This is a genomic window from Shewanella marinintestina, assembly GCF_023283845.1.
In the GTDB taxonomy this organism is placed as follows: Bacteria; Pseudomonadota; Gammaproteobacteria; order Enterobacterales; family Shewanellaceae; genus Shewanella; species Shewanella marinintestina.
In genome coordinates this window covers 135,529-158,108 of the sequence record NZ_JAKILC010000009.1, presented here as the reverse complement: position 1 = coordinate 158,108, position 22,580 = coordinate 135,529, and the positions used below count along the sequence as shown (strand labels likewise).

21 protein-coding genes and 2 tRNA genes are annotated in these 22,580 nt (G+C 42.8%); 19 read left to right on the top strand and 4 right to left on the bottom strand.

Translation table 11 applies throughout. The features are described 5' to 3' along the window. Positions 1-28 precede the first annotated feature (28 nt). Together L2747_RS12200 and L2747_RS12195 are read left to right on the top strand one after the other, a co-directional pair. Positions 29-104 (top strand) — tRNA-Glu (locus L2747_RS12200). Between the two features lie 47 nt (positions 105-151). Beyond that, positions 152-227, top strand: a tRNA-Ala gene (locus tag L2747_RS12195). A gap of 526 nt (positions 228-753) precedes the next feature. Here the strand turns inward: L2747_RS12195 and L2747_RS12190 are convergent. Next, a complete protein-coding gene (locus L2747_RS12190; RefSeq protein ID WP_248999297.1) occupies positions 754-2,583 on the bottom strand; it encodes an ABC transporter ATP-binding protein in 1,830 nt (609 codons plus the stop codon). A gap of 187 nt (positions 2,584-2,770) precedes the next feature. On the opposite strand from L2747_RS12190, the gene L2747_RS12185 reads away from it, so the two are divergent. The 7 genes from L2747_RS12185 to sstT all read left to right on the top strand — a co-directional run bounded on the left by L2747_RS12185 (position 2,771) and on the right by sstT (position 10,950). Beyond that, positions 2,771-4,264 carry an Ada metal-binding domain-containing protein gene (locus L2747_RS12185; RefSeq protein ID WP_248999296.1) on the top strand — a complete coding sequence of 498 codons (1,494 nt, stop codon included), beginning with the start codon at positions 2,771-2,773 and terminating at the stop codon, positions 4,262-4,264. Continuing rightward, positions 4,261-4,824, top strand: coding sequence for a methylated-DNA--[protein]-cysteine S-methyltransferase (locus tag L2747_RS12180; RefSeq protein ID WP_248999295.1), 564 nt, complete (start codon positions 4,261-4,263; stop codon positions 4,822-4,824). The genes L2747_RS12185 and L2747_RS12180 overlap by 4 nt, the downstream gene beginning before the upstream one ends. Positions 4,825-4,968: 144 nt before the next feature. Then, entirely contained in the window at positions 4,969-6,288 is a 1,320-nt protein-coding gene (locus L2747_RS12175) for a DEAD/DEAH box helicase (RefSeq protein WP_248999294.1), read from the top strand. 226 nt (positions 6,289-6,514) lie between these two features. Continuing rightward, a complete protein-coding gene (locus tag L2747_RS12170; RefSeq protein WP_248999293.1) occupies positions 6,515-6,985 on the top strand; it encodes a dual specificity protein phosphatase family protein in 471 nt (156 codons plus the stop codon). A 26-nt stretch (positions 6,986-7,011) separates the two neighbouring features. Next, entirely contained in the window at positions 7,012-8,553 is a 1,542-nt protein-coding gene (locus tag L2747_RS12165) for a phospholipase D family protein (RefSeq protein WP_248999292.1), read from the top strand. A gap of 66 nt (positions 8,554-8,619) precedes the next feature. Further along, complete coding sequence (locus tag L2747_RS12160) at positions 8,620-9,543, top strand: chemotaxis protein CheV (RefSeq protein ID WP_248999291.1); 924 nt, start codon at positions 8,620-8,622, stop codon at positions 9,541-9,543. 183 nt (positions 9,544-9,726) lie between these two features. Beyond that, positions 9,727-10,950: a serine/threonine transporter SstT gene (gene sstT, locus L2747_RS12155; RefSeq protein ID WP_248999290.1), complete on the top strand. Its 1,224-nt coding sequence runs from the start codon at positions 9,727-9,729 to the stop codon at positions 10,948-10,950. A gap of 101 nt (positions 10,951-11,051) precedes the next feature. Here the strand turns inward: sstT and L2747_RS12150 are convergent, their stop codons facing one another. Beyond that, complete coding sequence (locus tag L2747_RS12150) at positions 11,052-12,422, bottom strand: Gfo/Idh/MocA family protein (RefSeq protein WP_248999289.1); 1,371 nt, start codon at positions 12,420-12,422, stop codon at positions 11,052-11,054. A gap of 354 nt (positions 12,423-12,776) precedes the next feature. Between L2747_RS12150 and L2747_RS12145 the strand changes: the two genes are divergently transcribed. After that, positions 12,777-13,115, top strand: a complete 339-nt coding sequence (locus L2747_RS12145) for a hypothetical protein (protein WP_346347785.1) — start codon at positions 12,777-12,779, stop codon at positions 13,113-13,115. Positions 13,116-13,185: 70 nt separating this feature from the next. Here the strand turns inward: L2747_RS12145 and L2747_RS12140 are convergent, their stop codons facing one another. Both L2747_RS12140 and L2747_RS12135 read right to left on the bottom strand, forming a co-directional pair. After that, the gene (locus L2747_RS12140; RefSeq protein ID WP_248999287.1) at positions 13,186-13,839 is read right to left on the bottom strand and encodes an RluA family pseudouridine synthase; all 654 of its coding nucleotides are present in this window, start codon (positions 13,837-13,839) and stop codon (positions 13,186-13,188) included. Between the two features lie 124 nt (positions 13,840-13,963). Further along, the gene (locus L2747_RS12135) at positions 13,964-14,557 is read right to left on the bottom strand and encodes an acyl carrier protein phosphodiesterase (RefSeq protein WP_248999286.1); all 594 of its coding nucleotides are present in this window, start codon (positions 14,555-14,557) and stop codon (positions 13,964-13,966) included. Between the two features lie 165 nt (positions 14,558-14,722). On the opposite strand from L2747_RS12135, the gene L2747_RS12130 reads away from it, so the two are divergent. The 9 genes from L2747_RS12130 (at position 14,723) to L2747_RS12090 (ending at position 22,534) form a co-directional block, all read left to right on the top strand. Then, positions 14,723-14,896 carry a hypothetical protein gene (locus L2747_RS12130; RefSeq protein ID WP_248999285.1) on the top strand — a complete coding sequence of 58 codons (174 nt, stop codon included), beginning with the start codon at positions 14,723-14,725 and terminating at the stop codon, positions 14,894-14,896. Between the two features lie 137 nt (positions 14,897-15,033). Next, on the top strand, positions 15,034-16,071 hold the full coding sequence (gene queA / locus L2747_RS12125) for a tRNA preQ1(34) S-adenosylmethionine ribosyltransferase-isomerase QueA (protein ID WP_248999284.1): 1,038 nt from the start codon (positions 15,034-15,036) through the stop codon (positions 16,069-16,071). A gap of 184 nt (positions 16,072-16,255) precedes the next feature. Beyond that, a complete protein-coding gene (gene tgt / locus L2747_RS12120; RefSeq protein WP_012154721.1) occupies positions 16,256-17,389 on the top strand; it encodes a tRNA guanosine(34) transglycosylase Tgt in 1,134 nt (377 codons plus the stop codon). 30 nt (positions 17,390-17,419) lie between these two features. Then, the gene (yajC, locus tag L2747_RS12115) at positions 17,420-17,752 is read left to right on the top strand and encodes a preprotein translocase subunit YajC (RefSeq protein ID WP_012154722.1); all 333 of its coding nucleotides are present in this window, start codon (positions 17,420-17,422) and stop codon (positions 17,750-17,752) included. Positions 17,753-17,769: 17 nt separating this feature from the next. Continuing rightward, entirely contained in the window at positions 17,770-19,620 is a 1,851-nt protein-coding gene (gene secD, locus L2747_RS12110) for a protein translocase subunit SecD (protein WP_248999283.1), read from the top strand. 13 nt (positions 19,621-19,633) lie between these two features. Then, positions 19,634-20,581: a protein translocase subunit SecF gene (gene secF, locus L2747_RS12105; RefSeq protein WP_248999282.1), complete on the top strand. Its 948-nt coding sequence runs from the start codon at positions 19,634-19,636 to the stop codon at positions 20,579-20,581. A 329-nt stretch (positions 20,582-20,910) separates the two neighbouring features. Next, the gene (locus tag L2747_RS12100; RefSeq protein ID WP_248999281.1) at positions 20,911-21,228 is read left to right on the top strand and encodes a putative signal transducing protein; all 318 of its coding nucleotides are present in this window, start codon (positions 20,911-20,913) and stop codon (positions 21,226-21,228) included. Further along, a complete protein-coding gene (locus tag L2747_RS12095; protein WP_248999280.1) occupies positions 21,228-21,587 on the top strand; it encodes a rhodanese-like domain-containing protein in 360 nt (119 codons plus the stop codon). The genes L2747_RS12100 and L2747_RS12095 overlap by 1 nt, the downstream gene beginning before the upstream one ends. Positions 21,588-21,622: 35 nt before the next feature. After that, positions 21,623-22,534: a precorrin-2 dehydrogenase/sirohydrochlorin ferrochelatase family protein gene (locus tag L2747_RS12090; RefSeq protein WP_248999279.1), complete on the top strand. Its 912-nt coding sequence runs from the start codon at positions 21,623-21,625 to the stop codon at positions 22,532-22,534. The last annotated feature ends 46 nt before the right edge of the window (positions 22,535-22,580 follow it).

Genomic DNA, 22,580 nt, shown 5'->3' with positions numbered 1-22,580 from the left:
ACTCTTTGCAGAGTCTAATGCAGTCCGGGTCCCCATCGTCTAGAGGCCTAGGACACCGCCCTTTCACGGCGGTAACAGGGGTTCGAATCCCCTTGGGGATACCACTTATTTTAAATTTTTGTTAGTAATAACATGAATTTACACCAGAAATGGGGCCTTAGCTCAGCTGGGAGAGCGCAACACTGGCAGTGTTGAGGTCAGCGGTTCGATCCCGCTAGGCTCCACCATTTTACTGTTTTAAGCAGTAAGTAAAAAAACCACCTTAGGGTGGTTTTTTTATATTTAAAATTTGGCTCATTTACTTGTATCAAGATTTTTATAAACCTTCCTTTGTTATTCCTGCCATTTTAATCAATCGCTATAACAACCTTTACTTTAGATACACTCAGTATGCATTTAGCTATGTCTTTAAGTTATGACAGGGCATAGAAAAAGGGAAGGCTGCTGCAAATGTTAGCTCACTTTCAACGTTTGCGTAGGTTGTGTTCCTTTGATTCTTTGGCTTTGAATTTCGGCAAAATAATCAAATGTTTTATTAGGCTAGGATTATCTGAGGAGAAATTGAGTAATATTAATAGCAACTGCTGTATCTAAGAGATTAGCTTAAAAGATTAAAGTAGATCTGTAGTGTTATGAGCCTGGGTAAGTATTATCGTGCTGATCTAAAAAGCCATCATTGCAATGGCTTTTATCTAACTGACTTATTTGAAGATACGTTGCTATAGTACTAGGCTAAGCAACATCTAATCAATGCTAATCAACACCGAGAAACCCACCAGTTTGGTGGGCCCACAGCTGAGCATAGATCCCACCAGAACTAATTAACTCTTGGTGCGTACCTTGCTCAACGATTTTGCCTTCATCTAAAACGATCAATCTGTCCATTGCTGCAATGGTTGATAATCGATGTGCTATAGCAATGACCGTTTTGCCTTGCATAAGTTGGTATAAACTTTCTTGAATTGCGGCTTCCACTTCTGAATCGAGCGCTGATGTGGCTTCATCAAGTAGTAGAATAGGAGCATTCTTAAGTAATACTCGTGCAATAGCAATACGCTGACGTTGGCCGCCCGAGAGTTTAACTCCACGCTCACCTACTTGAGCATCTAGCCCAATATTCCCTTCAGGATCGCTCAAGGTCTGAATAAACTCATAAGCCTGTGAGTTTCTTATCGCTGCGTTTAGCTCTTCTTCACTTGCTTCAGGATTACCATAAAGAATATTTTCTCGGATTGAGCGGTGTAGCAGTGAAGTATCTTGGGTCACCATACCGATATGAGCCCGCAGAGAGTCTTGCGTCACTTGAGTAATATCTTGCTTATCGATAGCAATATTGCCTGACTCTACATCATGAAAACGCATTAATAGATTAACTAGAGTAGACTTGCCGGCACCAGAGCGGCCTACTAAACCGACTTTTTCACCGGCTTTGATGTTTAGGTTTAAATTATCAATTACGCCGGTATTCTCACCATAGTGGAAGCTCACGTTATCAAAATCGATACTGCCTTTAGTGACGTTCAGTGCTGGCGCGTTATCAATATCGTTGATATCTGTTGGCTTTGATAATGTATTCATACCGTCAGCCACTGTACCTATATTTTCAAATAGCGAGCTTACCTCCCACATGATCCATTGCGACATACCGTTAAGTCGCAGAGCAAGACTGATAGCAATCGCAATAGCACCAACGGTAATCGCATCACCTTGCCATAGCCAAATTGATACCGCTGTAATAGAGAAAGCGAGTATATAATTGATGATCTGTACACTGACATTAATCCAGGTAACCAAGCGCATTTGTCTGTATACGGTTTCTAAAAAGGTGCGCATACTGCCTTTGGCATATTCGGCTTCTTTCTGGGTGTGTGAAAACAGCTTCACGGTAGCAATATTGGTGTAACTGTCGACGATACGCCCTGTCATTGTCGAGCGTGCATCGGCCTGTTCGGTAGATACCTTTTTAAGTTGAGGTAAAAATCGCCACTGCAAGCCCACATAAACTGCTAACCAAATAAGCATAGGTACCATTAGGCGTAAATCGGCTTTGGCTATCATCACCACCATAGAGGTGAAGTAAACCAGAATATAGACCAACACATCCAGCAATTTGGTCACCGTTTCTCTAACTGCTAGTGAAGTTTGCATAACCTTTGTCGCAACGCGGCCAGCAAAGTCATTTTGATAGAATGAAACGCTTTGCTTTAGCAGGTAACGATGGGCTAACCAGCGGATAGACATTGGATAGTTGCCCAGTAATCCTTGGTAGACAATCAATGCATGTAATAAGGTTACTAATGGGATCACCACTAAAACCAGCACGGTCATTGTGAGTAAGCGAGCACCTTCTTGCTCAAATAAAGTTTGAGGATCATGTTTAACCAGCAAATCGACCAGATCGCCCATAAAGCCAAAAAGCGATACTTCAAGGATCGCGAGTAGTGCTGTCAGAATCGACATAATAACCAGCGGTACTTCAAAACCACGGGTATAGTGACGGCAAAAAGCATAGATCCCTTTTGGTGGTTGCTGTGGTTCTTCGCTAGGCAGCGGATCGACCCAAGACTCAAATCGTTTGAACATGTTTTTACTCAGTTTTATAGAAAAGTTAGAGAAATCTAATGAATCGATAGCATATAGGATTACCGAGATTAAGTGTACACAATGCACTGTAACTAAATATTCTTTATATTCAGTTCCGTTTTCCGCTAGTTCCCAGTGGGCTTGTTGCGTACTATTGTTGGTAAGAATTTAGTTATCGAGGCTAAGAATGGTAGAGCATAATTGTCAGACAGATATCCAAGCTTGCCGTAAAGCAAGACTTGCTCGCGATCCACGTTTTGATGGCCAATTTTTTACTGGCGTATTAACGACTAAAATCTATTGTCGACCAATTTGTCCTGCGGTTAGCCCAAAAGAGCAAAACGTAAGATATTTCGATACTGCATTACAAGCAGCGAATGCAGGTTTACGGCCATGTCTTCGTTGTCGGCCTGATAGTGCACCGCAATCTTATGCATGGAAGGGCACACAAACCACACTAGATAGAGCGAAAGGCATGATCGATAGTGGTGTAATCTCAGGTCTAGATGGCTTAAGCGTTGAAAGCTTAGCGAGTCGATTGGGCATTAGCAGCCGCTATTTAAGAAAGCTGTTTCAAGATAAGCTTGGTACATCAGTTAAATCCTACGCTCAATATCAGCAACTGATGCTGGCGAAGCAACTATTGCATCAAACTAAGCTCAGCATTAGCCAAGTAGCATTCGCTGCAGGCTTTAATAGCATTCGTCGTTTTAACGAAGTGTTTCAACAAGTATTGCAACTCACGCCTAGCGATTTACGCAAAGGTGCATCGTTTATAAGCCTTGAGAACAAAACAGAGCCGCTTGAAAAGAAAGGGCGCATAGCACTGAACTTACAGCTTAGCTTTAGGCCGCCCTTAAGTTGGTCTCAGCAGCATCATTTTTATCAAGTCCGCGCGGTACAAAATATGGAATGGCTAGATGATGAACTTAGTTATGGTCGCAGCTTTACTATTAATGAGGCGAGTGGTTACTTTACAGCAAAGCTCGATGCCAGTGCCAATCTGTTTAACGTCGAAATTGTACTTGAGAATGAATCGGGCCTTGTACAATTAGGTGCCATTATTAACGCTATCCGTAGAGTGCTGGATCTTGATGCAAATATTGGCCAAATTGATGATGTGCTAAAAACAATCGAGCCGTTAGCAGAGCAGATGACTGAAGGGCTTAGGTTACCTGGAGTTTGGTCGGCATTTGAGGCAGGTTGCCGAGCAGTGTTAGGCCAGCAAGTGAGTATTGTACAAGCTTCTAAACTGTTAAATCAGTTAGTGCTCGCTTATGGCGAAGAGCGTGTTATTGGTGATAAGCGAGTTAAGTTGTTCCCTACAGCAAAAGCGATAGCGAATGCAGAATTGACTGAATTGAAAATGCCTGGAGCGAGAAAGAAAGCATTAAATGGGCTAGGGCAGTTCCTTGATGAACATCCAGAAGCAGAGCCAGACTTATGGCTATCTATCAAAGGTATTGGTCCATGGACTGTCGCTTATGCCAAAATGCGCGGCCTCAGTGATCCCAAGGTTTTATTGTGCGGTGATCTCGTGGTTAAAAAGCGTGTATTAGCCTTATATTCGCAGGGTGCCGATAGTCCTACTCTTGATTACGAGTCTATTAGCCAACAACTTGCTCAACTAAGCGCTCCGTGGGGGAGCTACTTAACTTTTCAGCTGTGGAATTTGTCATGAATAAACGCTCACTACCTTTGGTTAAACTCAATTTTGAATCTGATTTTGGCACGATTTCATTGTGTGCGAATGAAGACGGGATCACTCATTTGAATTTTATTCCTCAAATTGATAGTGAATGGCTGTCTAGAGAAGTCGATAACCAATTGCTTGAGAATAACCGTGTCCACAGCGCTATTGACTCAGTGAGTGAGTCGGAATTAGAACAAAGAGCAAGTGCGCATCTATTACAGGCAAAACAAGAGCTGATTGAATACTTTGGTGGTACGCGAAGTCACTTTGATGTGGCGCTAGCGCCGAAAGGTACCGAGTTTCAGCAACAAGTGTGGCAAGCGTTAACTGAGATTGATTATGGTCAAAGTTGTAGTTATGCAGATATTGCCAATAAAGTGAATCGTCCAAAAGCAGTAAGGGCGGTGGGGACTGCAAACGGCGCTAATCCTATCGCGATTATTGTGCCCTGCCATAGAGTAATAGGTAAAAATGGAACCTTAACCGGTTATGCCTACGGGCTAGATTTAAAACAAAAACTGCTCAGCCTTGAGGGCTTATCAGTTTAGCTAAACTAGTTTATTTTCCCTGCAAACAAGGCTTTTACGGTCCAATAACCGCCAGCAAGCAGCGCACTAAGAAAGATAAGCTTTTAAAGTGATATTAGCGTAGAATAAGCGCCTTATTTTTGATTAGGCGTTTACCCGTAAATTATGACTCAGCCAGTATCTTCAACCGACCAAGTAGCAACGCAAACTGTAGCGAGCGCACCAGCTCACAGTGACTTTACCCAACTAGGGCTAATCCCTGAGTTGCTTGAAACGCTTAAATTGCTGAGTTATACAAAGCCTACTCCAATTCAATCACATATTATTCCTGCTGTTTTAGACGGGAAAGATGTGCTCGGCGGCGCTAAAACGGGGTCGGGTAAAACCGCTGCTTTCGCTCTACCTATTATTCAAAAGCTTGCTAAAGCATCACCTCGTAAAGCGGGAAGCAACTTTGTTTCTTGTTTGGTGTTAGTGCCTACTCGTGAGCTAGCACAGCAAGTTAGCGATAGCTTTATGCGCTATTCGCAGTTGATTAAACCTAACCTAAAAACTCTTGCAGTTTATGGCGGCGTGTCGACTAACGTGCAAATGCAAAGCCTACGTGGTGGCGCAGACATCGTGGTTGCTACACCAGGTCGTTTAATCGATCTGATTTCAAGTAATGCGCTTAAGCTAGATAACACCGCGACTTTGGTGCTGGATGAAGCTGATCGTATGTTGAGCCTCGGTTTTACTGAAGAGCTGAACGAACTTTTAGCTAAACTACCTAAAGCTAAGCAAACCTTGTTATTCTCAGCGACTTTCCCTGAAGAAGTGCGTGAGCTTACCGATTCGCTATTGAATAACCCTGTCGAAGTACAATTACAAAGTAGCGAAGAAAGCACTTTGGTTCAGCGTGTTATCACCGTTAACCGTAATCGTAAAACGGCTTTATTAGCGCAGCTGATTAAAGACAATCAGTGGCAACAAGTCCTTATCTTTGCCAGTGCAAAATATAGCTGTAACCGTCTTGCACAGAAGTTGGAAAATGCCGGTATAACTGCTGAAGTATTTCACAGTGATAAAGGTCAGGGCGCGCGTAACCGTGTACTCGATGGCTTTAAGTCTGGCGAGATCAGTGTACTGATTGCAACTGATATCGCGGCGCGCGGTATTGATATTGAAAAGCTGCCAATCGTAATTAACTTCGAATTACCGAGAAGTCCTGCTGATTACATGCACCGTATCGGCCGAAGTGGTCGTGCAGGTGAAGCAGGTATCGCGATGAGCTTAATCTCTCATGATGAATATCAACACTTTAAGTTGATAGAGAAGAAAAATAAGCTGCGTTTAGAGCGTGAGCAAATCCCTGGTTTTGAAGCCGACCTTGAAGCGCCAGAAGACTGCCCATCTCGCGATTTAAAGCCAATGGCAAAGCCTGCAGGTACAGGTAAAAAGCACCGTAAAAAAGTCAATGCAGAGGTTTGGGCTAAGAAGTCTTAAATCGAAAAGTTTACATCGCGCTGCACTTTTCAGCATGTCGCGCAATATTAAAGGGCTCATATTGAGCCCTTTTTAACATCTGTAACGGCATTTTTGCGGCGTAGCACCAGTTTTTAACCACAGATAGTCATCTAGAGAGACAAAGCGATAGCGCAGCATTTCGGCATTAGGTATGCTCTTGTCGGTTTATTGTCTGTTACAACACATTTTTTATCTAGGAAACACTATGCAGCACCTATTTTGGTTAGTTGAGGGGCAAATTGCAGGACGCAGTGGCCCAAATAAAGACCCTTGGGATCTTGCACGAATAAAGGCGTCTGGCATTGATGCAATTTTATCGGTTAATCATGGTGAAGAGTGTAACGTTCAAGAAATAGCTGATTTAGGTCTAGATTATCTATGTGTGCCGTTTTCTAGCAACATCCCGCCTAAAGAAGAAGATTTAACACTTTGTACCGAACAAGTTCCCAAAGCGCTGGCTTTTATCAGACAATGTGAAGCACAAGATAAGACGGTATTAATCCATTGTCGTTCAGGCAAAGATAGAACGGGACTGATTATGGCGTACTATTTAATGGATAATGGCGCAGCACCATTGCACGCCGTTAGTCAGGTCAGAGCCGTTCGTGACATAGCATTTAGCTCTGAAGGTTGGGATCAATTTGCATTTGATGTGCTTTATGCGCTACAAGATTAACTAAGATTCGTAATTAGAATAATAAAATGAATGCAAATGGATTGCAGACGTTAACATCATTTAGATTGATATTACTTTGGGCAGTTTGGATATTAACCGGCTGCCAAGCTTCTGCTGTTTTTCCTGATAAACAACCCTCATCTAAGCTTCAGCCACAAAATACATGGCCATTAGTCGAATTTGTACAGCCGGATGTGTTGGCTCACCCTAGGGAAACCGGAGTTATTGCCCTAAGTGATGGTGTAGATGCATTTATCGCACGTTTAGCATTAGTCAGCTCTGCAACGGCGAGTATTGACCTGCAATATTATATTTATCGTGCCGATGATAGCGGCAGGCTGCTCACCTGGCATCTTATCAAGGCCGCAGAACGCGGCGTCCGAGTACGTATATTGCTTGATGATATGGCAATCAAAAATGCTGATAAGGCATTATCGATGCTCGCAAAGCATGAAAATATTCAAGTCCGGTTATATAACCCGTCATTTGAGCGTAGCTATCGCAATCTTGCATTTGTAGCTGGCTTTTCTCGCTTAAACCACAGAATGCACAATAAATCATTAACGATAGACAACACGATTACAGTGGTTGGCGGGCGTAATATCGGCAATGAATATTTCTCGAATAATACCGACGTTGAGTTTGGTGATTTTGATTTGATGGCGATAGGTACCGCTGTTGATGAGGTGTCCGATCAATTTGACTTATATTGGAATGCGCCGTTAACCGTTGAGATTGGAGCGCTCAGTTCTATTATTGTCACTAATGAAGAGGTGGAACAAGAGCTTGCAATCGTTGAGTCGCAGCAACAAGCCTTTAACGATAACCCCTATGTTACGCGATTACTCAATAGTGACCTTATGGCTAAAATGAAGAGCCAGTCATTGTCATGGTTTTGGGGGCCTGCAAAACTTGTTTATGACCAACCAGATAAGCAAAATCATCAGTTGGATTCGGATAGCATTTTGGCCGACTTGGGTGAGTTTTTACAAACGGCAAAACATGAGGTACTGCTTGTCTCGCCGTATTTTGTGCCAACGCGTAGCGGTACTCAGAGTATTATTGAAACTGTCAACTCTGGAGTCAATGTCACTATATTAACAAATAGCTTAGCCGCTACAGATGTATTGGCTGTACACGCTGGTTATAGAGGGTATCGACAAGCTTTGTTAGCGGCTGGAGTGAAGATTTTTGAGGTAAAAGCTAACCCAGATGTCAAAAAAACTAGCAGCTGGAGTGGTAGCTCTAAAAGTAGCTTACACGCCAAAACATTTATTATTGATAGAGAATCAGTGTTTGTAGGTTCTTTTAATTTTGATCCCCGTTCAGCATGGTTAAATACTGAGATGGGGCTAATTGTTGATAATCAGCAATTAGCAACAGCTGTCGTTGAAGGGGTTGAAGCTAATCTTGTTAAAAACACCTATCGACTTGAGATCGAGGATGATGAGATTATTTGGTTTGATGATTTTAATCAGCGCAAAATTTACAGCGAACCCGATGCCGGGCTTTGGCGAAAGTTTCTCGTGGACTGTATCGCATTATTACCGATTGAGTCTCAGCTTTAATTGTGTGGACTATATGCTTGAGTTAGAGTTTGCCTAAACAAGTGTAACTAAAATGGCTGTAGTTAAATGAACTCAATAACCAGTAATAACAAAAGCAAAGCAAGCCAATCTCAGGGCTTGTTGCTATTTCAATTATCATTGACTCAGTTATTTGCTCTTGGCACGTTAAAAATAAGGGAGTTAGTTCCTTTTAGTCCATTAAGCGCCATCCCGCATTCACATCCTACTATTTTAGGTGCAGCGACAATACGCGGTGCAACCATTCCAATTGTTGATATGGCAGCAGCGATTGGTTATCGGCCTATTAGTCAAGAAGAGCTGCAAGATAGTTACATTATTATTACTGATTGCCAAAGAATGGTGATTGGTTTCCTAGTGCGTTCGATTGATAAAATCATTGAATGTAATTGGCGAGATATTGAAAAACCACCAAGTACGCTTGGTAAAAATGCGTTTCTTACTGGTGTGACGAAAGTTGATGGCAAGCTGGTACAGCTTCTAGATGTTGAGTTATTACTTTCTAACGTATTTCCAGCTAGCCCTGAAACAACGCGAGCGATCTTAACCGATGTGCAGCGCGAACATTTAAAACCGATGAATATCTTGCTAGTAGACGATTCAAAAGTCGCACGTAAGCAATTAAGTGATGCATTAGATAGTATCAATATTCCATATCAAGTCACCGCGGATGGTAAAGAGGCGCTGTCGATAATGGAGTTGGCTGAGAAAAATAATCAACGTATAGATATTTTAGTCAGTGATATTGAAATGCCGGGACTCGATGGTTATGAGCTGGCATTTGAAGTTAAGAATAACCCCGCCATCGCGTCAGCTTATATTATTTTACATACCTCTCTATCAAGTGAGATTAGTGTTAGCCAAGCGCACCAAGTGGGCGCTAATGAAGCGTTAACTAAGTTTTGTGCTCATGAGCTAATTGATGCCATGTTACGGGGCGCTGAAAAAGCCACAGCAAACGCTAATCTTTAGGACCTTATTAGTATTATGTTAATCATGAGTAATAACCGAGCCTAATTACCTAGCAAAGGTAGACAAGCGTTGCCGCATCCGATACAAACTGTATAGAAGGGAGATTAACTCTAATTCATGCGGGCAGAGGTATTAGCTCGTTTAATAGAGATTCTACATAATATAAAAACGACAGGTTAAGTAATGAATCAAAAACCATCTTTGTTTGCCCGGTTGGCAGACGGCAGTTTAGTGTTACAAATTCTTATTGGTATTATCGCAGGTGTTACGTTAGCTACGGTATCTAAAACAGGCGCTGAAAACGTAGCGTTTTTAGGCTCACTATTTGTTGGCGCTTTAAAAGCAATTGCACCTATCTTAGTTTTTATCTTGGTTGCGGCATCGATTGCTAACCAAAAGAAAAATGCTAAAACCAATATGCGTCCGATTGTTATATTGTATCTATTCGGTACATTTTCGGCTGCAGTAACCGCCGTATTGATGAGTTTTGCTTTTCCAACGACATTAGCATTATCACTTGATGCTGCTCAGGCTTCACCACCAGAAGGGATTGGTGAGGTTATTCATACTCTTTTATTCCAACTTGTTGATAACCCAGTTAATGCATTAATGACTGGTAATTACATTGGTATTCTTGCGTGGGGTGTTGGTCTTGGTCTTGCTTTGCACCATGCCACTGATTCAACCAAGCAAGTCTTTGCCGATGTGAGCCACGGTGTATCACAAATGGTACGCTTTATTATCCGTTTAGCTCCAATTGGTATTTTCGGTCTAGTGGCTGCAACATTCGCAACTACAGGTTTTGCCGCTATTGCAGGTTACATGCATCTGTTGCTAGTACTACTTGGCGCAATGGCAATTATGGCGTTAATTATCAACCCTGCGATTGTGTACTTTAAAATACGCCGCAACCCATATCCGTTGGTGTTTACATGTATCCGTGAAAGTGGTGTTACAGCGTTTTTCACTCGCTCAAGTGCAGCGAATATTCCGGTGAATATGGCATTATGTGAAAAGCTAAAGCTTCACGAAGATACTTATTCGGTGTCTATTCCACTCGGTGCAACCATTAACATGGGCGGCGCGGCAATCACGATTACCATCCTAACGCTAGCGGCAGCTAACACTATGGGAATTCAAGTGGATATTCTTACTGCTATTTTGCTCAGTGTTGTAGCAGGTGTTTCTGCTTGTGGTGCATCAGGTGTTGCAGGTGGTTCATTACTATTAATCCCACTAGCTTGTAGCTTGTTCGGTATTTCAAATGATGTGGCTATGCAGGTTGTTGCAGTTGGTTTCATCATTGGGGTTATCCAAGATTCGGCAGAAACCGGACTTAACAGCTCAACTGATGTGATCTTTACTGCTGCAGCTTGTGAAGCGGCAGAGCGCAAAGAAAACGTCTAGTTATAAATTGACTCGTTAAATACTGAAAGCCCATTCATTTTTGAGTGGGCTTTTTTATTTGCTATTGCTGCAATTAACAGCCAAAAACAAGTGTGTGGTGCTTATAAACCCACAATACCTAGCGGTTTGCCCGTCTTCCATGCGCCGCGGGTAAAGTCTGGGAAGTTGACCGAGTTACTGCGGTTGTTAACGGATTCTTCACTGAGGATATTAACCACTGACCAAGCTGCGCCGTCATAAACGTCTTGATCGAGTGGCTCGCCGTTACGTAAGCAATACACCATACGCCACAACATTAAGAAGTCCATGCCACCATGGCCACCATTACGTTCGGCCTCTTTGCCCATTTGTAACCATAATGGGTGGTCGTATTTGGCATACCAGTTTTCCATGTCCATATCCCATTTATGGAAGTTACTCGATCCTCCTTGTTCAATTGCAATTCGATTTGGGAATCCGGCAAACACACCATTAGTGCCTTGGATTAGGTTGTGTCGACTGTATGGGCGAGGGGTGGTGGTGTCATGTTGGACCATGATGCTACGGCCGTTAACGGTTTTAATTAGCGAAGTGTTCATATCGCCGTTGATATAGTTAAGTTGATTGCGTTGATGCTCGCTAGGGAATTCACGCTCGGCATATAAAGCACGGCCAAGGGCAGGCGAGCTCATTGAGGTGAGGTAATCAAATCGATCGCCGCGGTTGATATTCATATATTGCGATACTGGCCCTAGGCCGTGGGTCGGGTATAAGTTGCCATTACGCTTTGCATGCCAGCCGGTGCGCCATGAGCCGGTTTTACGGTCAATTTCCTTCATCTGCCAACGAAGTTCATGAATGTAAGCCGCTTCGCCATGCAGTAGTTCGCCAAATACTCCCTGACGTACCATATTCAGTACCATTAACTCATCGCGGCCGTAGTTGACGTTTTCCATCATCATGCAGTTCTTACGGGTTCGCTCAGCGGTATCGATTATTTGCCAGCACTCTTCAACGGTAAGAGCTAAGGGAACTTCCACAAAGGCATGTTTACCACTTTCCATGGTATCTATAGCCATGGGAGCATGCCATTCCCAAGGTGTAGAAATAATCACAATATCAATATCATCTCGGCTCAGAAGCTTCTTATAGGCATGTTCATTGTCAGTGTATCGACCAGGTCTCGGTAGCCCTTGAGCTTGCACAAACTCAATCGATTTATCTAATACACTTTCATCGGTATCACAAATCGCTTTGATCTCGACTCCCTCTAGGTGACAAAAATGTTTTACATGACCCGAACCTCGTTGCCCAACACCGATGAATCCGACTCTAACAGTTGCCATTTTAGGTGCGATTAACCCCATGACTGATTGGGCTTCAGTGGGCTTGGATGAAACGGCGTGAGCTGTTGATAAAGGGAGTTGTGAGGTAATGAGTCCAGCGGCAGTGACACCTGCTGTTTTTAAGAAATGTCGTCGATTGCACTTCATTGCGATTCCTGTAGTGTTTTTATCAATTGTTTAACAAGAGCCTAGGGTTATAACAGGTTTTGATGGAAAAAAGGCCAAAAACAGGTATGAGTTGTTATTAGCTTGTCTTTTAATGCGGATTGGCTAAAGTAATGCATAGAAAGTGATTTATATCGCGTTTTTAAATTGTTATTGCGATACACTTTATTTTAAAAGTTAGCGGTGTTTTCGTGATGTTTGCTCGTTTACACATGATTTAACTGACAAATAATTTACAAATGTTTTTAATAGGGAAACGAACAAATGACTCTTGTGCGTAGTAAGACAGATGAAGTTATTCAAATTGAGAAAGCAACAAAGCTCAAGGAGATGGAAATGTCAGTAGTAGAAAAGCGCAGGCGCTTATCGTGGCGCGAAGACGAGCAAACAGATAGAGAAGTGGTAGGACGTTGGATTGATGAACGACCATTATTAGGTGACAATTTAACTGTTTATAAACAAGATGGTAAATATTATTTGGAGACTTGGTATCTTGATGGTTGTCATAGTCTCGATGAAATGACCTTTGAAACCACAAGTGACGGTATTAAGCTGGAAGATAAGGGCGGCAACATCTTTGGTGAATTCTTCATGCTAACACCTAGTAATGAATTGAAATTTTGTAATTCAACTCACTGTTATTACACCGCTAAGGTCGATGAAGCTGCTGCTTAAGTACTGTTTAATAGTTAAGTAATAAAAAGGGGCTTTAGCCCCTTTTTTAGTCATTAAGCGTACATCTATTTTAAAATGGATGCTTGCTGTTGAAGTCCATTGTTTTACCCGAGTATGGATGAGTGAAACATAAGCTTTGTGCATGTAAGCGTAAACGTTCAGCTGCGTTAATTACGGACTCGTCACCGTAGAAATCATCCCCTAAAATAGCGTGACCAAGCGCTAACATATGCACACGTAATTGGTGCGTTCTGCCAGTTACAGGTTTTAACTCTACTAAACTATTGCCGTCATTTTGCTGCAAGACTTGATAATGCGTTATCGCTGATTTCCCAGTCTCAGTAATCATCTGTTTTGGCGGATTGACTTTATCAGCTGCAATAGCAAGATCTATCACTCCAGTTTGTTCTGATAACAGTCCTTGAACCTCTGCGATATAGGTCTTTGCTGTTTGCCTATTTTGAAATTGCGTTTTTAGACTAGACTCGGCCTTTTTATTGCGAGCAAATACCATGATGCCTGAAGTGGCACAGTCTAAGCGATGCACTAAAATGGCGTCTTTATAGCGCTGTTGAAGGCGGGTGAGTGCGCAATCGTGGGTATATTCGGCAATCCCTGGATTAGAAAGCAAGCCCGATGGCTTGTTGATAACAATAATATCTCGGTCGATATAGCGGATATCTAACCAAGGAATGCTGGGGGGCTGATAGCTAAAAATTTGCATGAGTTCTCCTATTGCTGGGCAATTCTAGCAAATACTTAGTCTTTAGACATGTAATTAATGACTGTTTTAGTTAGTGCAGCGCCTGTTTAAGCTAAGGATTAGTCTAAACAGGCTGCGCAAAACACTATAAGTACTCAGGTGGTGTGTTGCGAGTCCATAAGCGGCTATACGCCATTAGCTGCGGATAGAAAGTACGAAAGGCAATTTCGATTTCAGTATCCAACTTTTTTACGCACTCTTGAGCGCCATTAAAAATCTCGGGCTTTGACACGCGTTTTGCAACTGAGGTCAGTGTTTGGTTAAGCCCTGCGCGTGTTTGGTAAGCAACAAGCCAGTTCTCTTGGCGGATTTTCGGCGCGATATTGACTAGCTGCTCGGGTAGATTATCGCAGTCATCAATAGCGTCGTAAGCTTTGCTAGCAAACTCTTCAAGGCTTTGGTGATGATACTCATCCCAATACTTGGCAAGCATATGGTCAAAGCTTAAATCAATGATAATAGGTGCAGCACGGGTCAATGACTTAGGAAATAACGCAAGTAGTTCTTTGGTTAATTCGTGGCTATCGGTAAGTTGATCTATTTGACGATGTAACCAAATCCCTTGCTGTAGGTGTTTAGGGAAGTGCTCAATACTGCCTTTTGCAAAATCTCCAGCAATATTGGCCGCCAATGAGGTCTGGCTGTTGTCTGCTAAATGCAGGTGTGCAAGAAAGTTCATATTTTATACTTGGTAATACGCATACATCACGGTATCATGCTGCGCGATGCGAAGGAAATTCTTTCTGGTGAACTGACCAAATAAAGCGGTAGTAGCCTTGTTTCCTTAAGGATGTGCATCAATAAATAAGCAATACCCATCAACAACACGGTTTGAGGATCAAGGATGATGTGGAACTGGTTAACCAAAAAGTTAGTCAAGAATGGTCAAGTTAGACGTAAAAAAGTCGATATTGACATCCCTTATCAACAGCATAGTTATCGAATGGAAGATTTTTCTATTAAAGCTGATAGCGAACCTGTTAAGCAAGCATCAACTAAGTTTAAGTCGCTTAACTAAAGCCAATAGGCTTAGTTAGTTTGCGCGAATAGTCGTTATTATCAGTTAAAGAATTGGCTTTTTTAAGGTTAGATTGTTGATCTTCTTTTACGCTAGTCATAGACTAGCGGCCGATTTAGACACAGTAGAGACTTTCCATGCGCGTTGCAGATTTTTCGTTTGAACTCCCTGATGAGCTAATTGCTCGTTACCCAACCGCTGAGCGTACTGCTTCACGACTGTTATCACTCAATGGTAACAGTGGCGAGCTTGCCGATCTGCAGTTTACCGATATTCTAGAACATGTGAATCCTGGTGATTTAATGGTGTTTAATAATACTCGGGTTATTCCTGCACGTATGTTTGGTACTAAGCAGTCAGGTGGTAAGTTAGAGATCTTAGTTGAGCGCATGCTTGACGATAAACGAGTTCTGGCCCACGTTCGTTGTTCTAAATCGCCAAAAGTCGATTCGATTGTCTGTCTTGATGGTGGCTATGAGATGGTGATGGTCGCGAGACACGACGCATTATTCGAGCTTGAACTGCAAAGTGACAAGACTATCTTGGAAGTACTCGAAGAAGTGGGTCATATGCCGCTGCCGCCATATATTGATAGACCCGATGAAGATACGGATAAAGAGCGCTATCAGACGGTTTACAACCAAAACCCTGGCGCAGTTGCTGCACCTACAGCTGGTCTACATTTTGACGATGCCATGCTGGCTAAATTAAAAGACAAGGGCGTGAACACTGCTTTTGTGACTTTGCACGTTGGTGCAGGTACATTTCAGCCGGTGCGCGTTGATAATATTCTTGATCATAAAATGCATTCTGAGTGGGCAGAAGTGCCAAAAGATGTTGTTGAGTTAATCGCGGCAACTAAAGCTGCAGGTAATCGTGTCGTTGCAGTGGGCACTACATCGGTGCGTTCATTAGAGAGTGCAGCTAAAGCATCAGTTGGTGAGTTACAGCCATTTAGCGGTGATACCGATATCTTTATTTATCCAGGCTATCAGTTCCAAGTTGTCGATGCCATGGTGACAAACTTCCACCTGCCAGAATCAACTTTGATTATGCTACTAAGTGCGTTTGCAGGCTTCGATGAGGTAAAAAACGCCTATCAGCACGCGATCGCTCAAAAATACCGCTTCTTTAGCTATGGTGACGCCATGTTTGTGACCAAAAAAGCGAACTAATTATCCAAATTGCTTTAAAATACCCAGTTCATAATATGAAGTGGGTATTTTTTTATCCGCAGATTTAATGCATATTTTGGCATTTAGGGTTGATACTGAATTGTTTGCCCTTATGTTTGTCATAATCTTTGACTCAAAAACTTGAGTTAACTCAGGTCAGACTGTTTATCTGGCGAGGTGAAAAATGAAATTCGAATTAGATACAACTCAAGGCCGCGCGCGTCGTGGTCGTTTGATTTTTGAACGTGGCACAGTTGAAACGCCCGCGTTTATGCCTGTAGGTACATACGGTACCGTTAAAGGTATGACGCCTGAAGAAGTGCGTGAAACCGGTGCAGACATTCTGCTAGGTAACACTTTCCACCTATGGTTACGTCCAGGTGAAGAGATCATGCGTAAGCATGGCGACTTACATGACTTTATGAACTGGCAACGTCCTATTTTGACTGACTCAGGCGGATTCCAAGTATTTAGCTTGGGTGATATTCGTAAGATCACTGAAGAAGGCGTACATTTCCGCTCACCAATTAACGGTGAAAAGATTTTCTTGGATCCAGAAAAGTCGATGCAAATTCAAGATTCATTGGGCAGTGATGTGGTAATGATTTTTGATGAGTGTACGCCATATCCAGCAACTGAGGACGAAGCGCGTAAATCGATGCAGATGTCTCTGCGTTGGGCACAACGTTCACGTGATGAGTTTGACAGACTTGAAAACCCGAATTCCTTATTCGGTATTATTCAAGGCGGTGTTTATGAAGACCTACGTGATGAAAGCCTAAATGGCTTAGTTGACATTGGTTTTGATGGATACGCTGTTGGTGGTTTAGCAGTTGGCGAGCCTAAGGAAGACATGCATCGCATTCTTGAGCATGTTTGTCCAAAAATTCCAGCTGATAAGCCTCGCTATTTGATGGGGGTCGGTAAGCCAGAAGATTTAGTTGAAGGTGTGCGCCGCGGTGTAGATATGTTCGATTGTGTTATGCCAACGCGAAATGCTCGAAATGGTCATCTGTTTACCAGTGAAGGGGTTATTAAGATCCGTAATGCACGTCATCGTGATGACACTTCACCACTCGATGATAAGTGTGATTGTTATACCTGTAAGAACTACTCACGGGCATACCTTTACCACTTGGATCGTTGTAACGAAATTTTGGGTGCTCGATTAAACACCATTCATAACCTTCGCTATTACCAAAGATTGATGGAAGGTTTGCGTGGCGCTATCGAGACAGGTACATTAGACGCCTTTGTTACGGAATTCTATACCAGCCAAGGTCGAGAAGTACCTGAAGTTCCTGAATTATCCGATTAATTTTTACTCAGACAATAAGAAGAGAATACTATGTTTATTTCAAACGCATATGCAGCTGATGCACCTGTTGGTGGCGCTGGTGGTACGATGGAATTGATTTTCATGTTGGTCATTTTCGGCCTAATTTTTTACTTCATGATTTTCCGTCCACAATCAAAGCGCGTTAAAGAGCACAAGAACCTAATGAGCTCTTTGAGCAAAGGTGATGAAGTGCTAACAAGCGGCGGTATTCTAGGTAAGATCGCAAAAATCAGTGATGAAAACGACTATGTATTGTTGACTATCAACGAGACTAGCGAAATCACGATTAAGAAGGATTATATTGCGGCCGTATTGCCAAAAGGCTCTATTAAGTCACTTTAAGCCAAGAGGGCAAAGGCGTGTTGAATAAATACCCGATGTGGAAAAACCTGATGGTGATAATTATTATCGCCGTCGGTGCATTCTATGCGATACCAAACCTTTTCGGTGAAGACCACGCAGTTCAAGTGGTTGCTACCCGAGGAGCAGAGGTCTCAGCGTCGACAATGTCGACAGTAAATGATGTATTAAAGAGCAAAGGTATCGCTGTTAAGCGTGCTGAGCTTGAAAATGGTCAGTTGTTAGTACGTGTCAACAATGGTGAAGCACAACTTGTTGCTAAAGAAGCCATTGCTGAAGCGTTAGGCGACAAATATACCGTAGCACTTAACTTAGCTCCAGCAACTCCTGCATGGCTTGAAGCCATGGGCGGTTCGCCGATGAAGCTAGGTTTGGACTTACGCGGTGGTGTTCACTTCTTAATGGAAGTGGACATGGGTGAAGCGATTCGTAAGATGACCGAAGCCAAAGTTGCTGACTTCAGAACGGATTTACGAGCTGAGAAAATTCGCTACGCGGGTATTCGTAATAGCGCCAAAGGCATCCAGATTAAATTCCGTGATGCTGAGACTTTAGCTAAAGCAGAAAACTTTCTAAAGTCACGCAGCAATGACATGGTCTTCCAAGACAACAGCGTTGGCGAAGACTATGTTCTTGTTGCAAATCCAAGCGAAGCTTACTTAAAACAAGTTAAAGAAGAGGCGCTACAACAAAATATCACGACATTACGTAACCGTGTAAACGAGTTAGGTGTGGCTGAGCCAGTTGTACAGCGTCAAGGTGCTGAACGTATTATCGTTGAGCTACCTGGTGTTCAAGATACTGCCCGTGCAAAAGAGATTTTAAGTGCGACAGCATCGATTGAATTCCACATGGTTGACCAAAAAGCTGATGTTCAAGCTGCAATGAGCGGTCGAGTTCCAGCGGGTTCTGAGCTTTACGAACGTCGTGATGGCGGTCCAGTGGTATTGAAAAAAACGGTTATGTTGACCGGTGATCATATCCAAGGCGCACAACCAAGTTTTGATGAATACAGTCGTCCACAAGTAGCCATTAATCTTGATGCGAAAGGCGGTTCAATTTTCTCTAACGTAACCAAAGACAACATTGGTAATCCAATGGCAACGCTATTTATCGAGTACAAAGATACCGGTGAAAAGAATGCTGATGGTAGCGTAAAGATGAAGAAGATTGAGGAAGTTATCTCGGTTGCTACTATTCAAGCACGTTTAGGCCGTAACTTTGTTATTACTGGCTTAGAGCATGCTGAAGCACAAAACCTAGCATTGTTACTACGTGCAGGTGCGCTAATTGCGCCAGTTTATATTGTTGAAGAACGTACTATTGGTCCAAGCCTTGGTCAGGAAAATATCGAAAACGGTATGCAAGCCATGATCTGGGGTATGGCAGTAGTGCTTATCTTTATGTTGGTTTACTACCGTGGTTTCGGCCTTATTGCTAATTTAGCACTAACGGCTAACTTGGTGATGGTTGTCGGCGTGATGTCAATGATCCCTGGTGCAGTATTAACCTTACCGGGTATTGCCGGCATGGTGTTAACTGTTGGTATGGCGGTTGATGGCAACGTACTTATTTACGAACGTATTCGTGAAGAATTACGTAATGGCCGCAGTGTACAGCAAGCGATTCATGAAGGTTACGGTAATGCGTTCTCAACCATTGCTGATGCGAACATTACTACCTTTATGACAGCACTAATCTTATTTGCAGTCGGTACTGGTGCGGTTAAAGGTTTCGCGGTGACGCTAATGATTGGTATCGCCACTTCTATGTTTACAGCCATTGTTGGCACACGCTCAATCGTTAATGCGATTTGGGGTGGTAAGCGCGTGAAGAAACTGTCTATTTAAGGGGACGTTGATAATGTTACAAGTTTTAAATGTTAAAGGCACAGTCAACTTCCTACGCCATGCACTTCCTATCAGTATTTTTTCTGCTGTGTTGGTATTGGGCTCAATTGCTAGTTTAGCGACTAAAGGGATTAACTGGGGGCTAGACTTTACTGGAGGTACGGTTGTTGAGCTTGAATTCTCCAAGCCTGCGGACTTAACTGCGATTCGCAGCGGTCTGGTGACCGAAGCGGTAGGTGGTGCAGTTGTACAGAACTTTGGTTCTAGCCGTGACGTGCTTATTCGTCTTCCTGTTAAAGATGACTTTAAGAGTGAAGACCAAGTTAATGACGTAATGGCTGCAGTGACACAACTTGACTCTGCGGTAATTCAAAAGCGTGTTGAGTTTGTTGGACCACAAGTCGGCAAAGAACTTGCTGAGCAAGGCGGTCTAGCGGTTTTAGTGGCGTTAATTTGTATTCTAATTTACGTGTCATTCCGTTTTGAATGGCGCCTAGCATTAGGTTCTGTGGCGGCGCTAGCACACGATATCATCGTTACCTTAGGTGTATTCTCAGTATTACAACTTGAGTTTGACCTAACGGTGCTAGCTGGCCTATTGACCGTAGTAGGTTACTCGCTTAACGATACCATAGTTGTATTTGACCGTATTCGTGAAAACTTCCTTAAGTTGCGTAAGAGCTTGCCGGAAGAAGTCGTGAATATCTCAATTACCCAAACCATGAGCCGTACCATTATCACTACCGGTACAACTTTGGTTGTGGTTGTTGCGCTGTTCCTTAAAGGCGGCACTATGATCCATGGCTTTGCAACAGCATTGTTAATGGGTATTTTTGTCGGTACTTTCTCTTCAATCTACGTTGCTAGTTTCTTAGCAATCAAACTAGGGATCAATCGTGAACACATGATGCCAGTAGAAGTTGAAAAAGAAGGCGCAGATCAAGACGCACTAATGCCATAACCAATATGGTATTAATAAAAAGCCACCTTTAAGGTGGCTTTTTTTATGCCGGTATTAATAGCATAAATGAATAATTCCGAAGCTAGTGATACTAATTCCTATACGCTGAGGTATCAGCTAAAATCACCACATAGAAGGCTTTCGACAGATATTTTATGTTGTTCGAAAAAACACCGCTCGACAGACTTAACAATTTAGCAGTAGCATGTGATCCCAAGTTACATCACTATTTGCCTTATTTATTGAAAGCTTCAATAAAAGCAAAGTGATGTTGATTTAGGTTTTAACCTTTTAATTTGCCAGATAGAGCAATAGCAGTAGGAAATAACATGGAAGAGCAAACACGGCTAGTCGCAGCAGGAAACCTCCTAGAAGCTCATACCTGGAAAGGTATGCTCGAATCGAGTGGCATACAAGTAGAGATTAAAGGCGAAGCTCTATTGGGTGGCGTTGGTGAGTTGCCAACAGGCATTCAAAACGTTGAACTTTGGGTCGCTGATAGCCAGTTCGAACAGGCTAAAACACAAATGGCTTCACTGAATGCGCAGTGCCCACAATGGAAGTGTGTTAATTGCCATGAAGTGAATGAATCAAGTTTCGAGCTCTGCTGGAATTGCAGTGCCGAACGTAGTGAGAAGTACAGTTAATGAAACATAATCCCGCATTTTTAGCATTAGTTGAAAGTATTTTACCTTTAGTGACCGAAGTTAATGTTGAGCAATACCAATCAATGAATGGTTGGACATTGCTGGACGTACGTGAGGACTCTGAGTGGCAAAAAGGACACTTACCTAAAGCACATCACCTGGGCCGCGGTATTATAGAGCGAGATATTGAGACCTTATTTCCAGAAAAAGATACACCGCTAGTTTTGTATTGTGGCGGAGGGTACCGTTCAGCTTTAGCTGCAAATAATCTTCAAGTTATGGGTTATACCAAAGTGGTCTCTTTAGCGGGTGGTTATAAAGCTTGGCTTGAGCGACAATTGCCGATAGAACACGACTAAATAAGTCGTAATTTGTCGTTAAGGTGCCATTGTAAATGCAATATTTTCCGTTGTTTGTAGATACTCAATCACTGAAGGTTCTCGTTATTGGCGCGGGTGATGTTGCCAGCCGTAAATTGGATTTACTTAGCCGCACTCAAGCACAGATTCACGTGATTGCAATTGAAGCTTGTCAGGACACTCTCAATTATGCGGAGCAAGGTCGGATCTCGCTTGAACTGCGCGCTGTGACTGAAGCTGATATTAACGGAGCAGATCTATTATACCTTTGCACCGCCGATACCGCGCTAAATGAGCAGCTAGCTGTTTTCGCAAAAGAGCAAGGTATTTGGGCTAACGTTGTTGATAACCCCAAGTTTTGCCGTTTTATTACTCCTTCAATTGTCGATCGCGGTCGTTTGCAAATCGCTATCAGTACAGCAGGTGCTGCGCCAGTTTATGCTAGAGAACTACGTGCTCGTTTAGAATCTTGGTTACCGCAGTCGTTAAGCCCGTTATTTGATTTTATTGCTGAACGCCGTGAAGAGGTGCAGCAACGGTTGCCTGTGTTTAAGCAAAGACGAGTATTTTGGGAACAGTTCTTTACTCGTAATGATTCCCGCTTTGATGCCGATACACAAAGCCATTATGAAGCCAGTTTTGCTATGCAAGCACAGCAGGGCGAGCTTTTATTGATTGATTCGGGTACTGCACCTGAATTACTGCCAATAGGTGCTATGCCATATCTACAAAAAATAGAAGTCACCTTTTCTCGATTGTCAGTGCCGTTTGGGCTTAATGAGATCTTAAGGCGTGATGCAAGCTATAGTGACCACTATGATGAATCAACAATTGCCGAGTTACTGGCAAAAGGAGAGTCATGCTTAGTGTATGGTGACCCTGCTGAAATCACTCATTTAGTTAAACTATTTCCCGCAGCAAGACATCTGCAGGCAGGAAGCTTTTAATCCTGTCTATTCAGTCGATTTACTTTTTAGTGACGTGATCATGTGT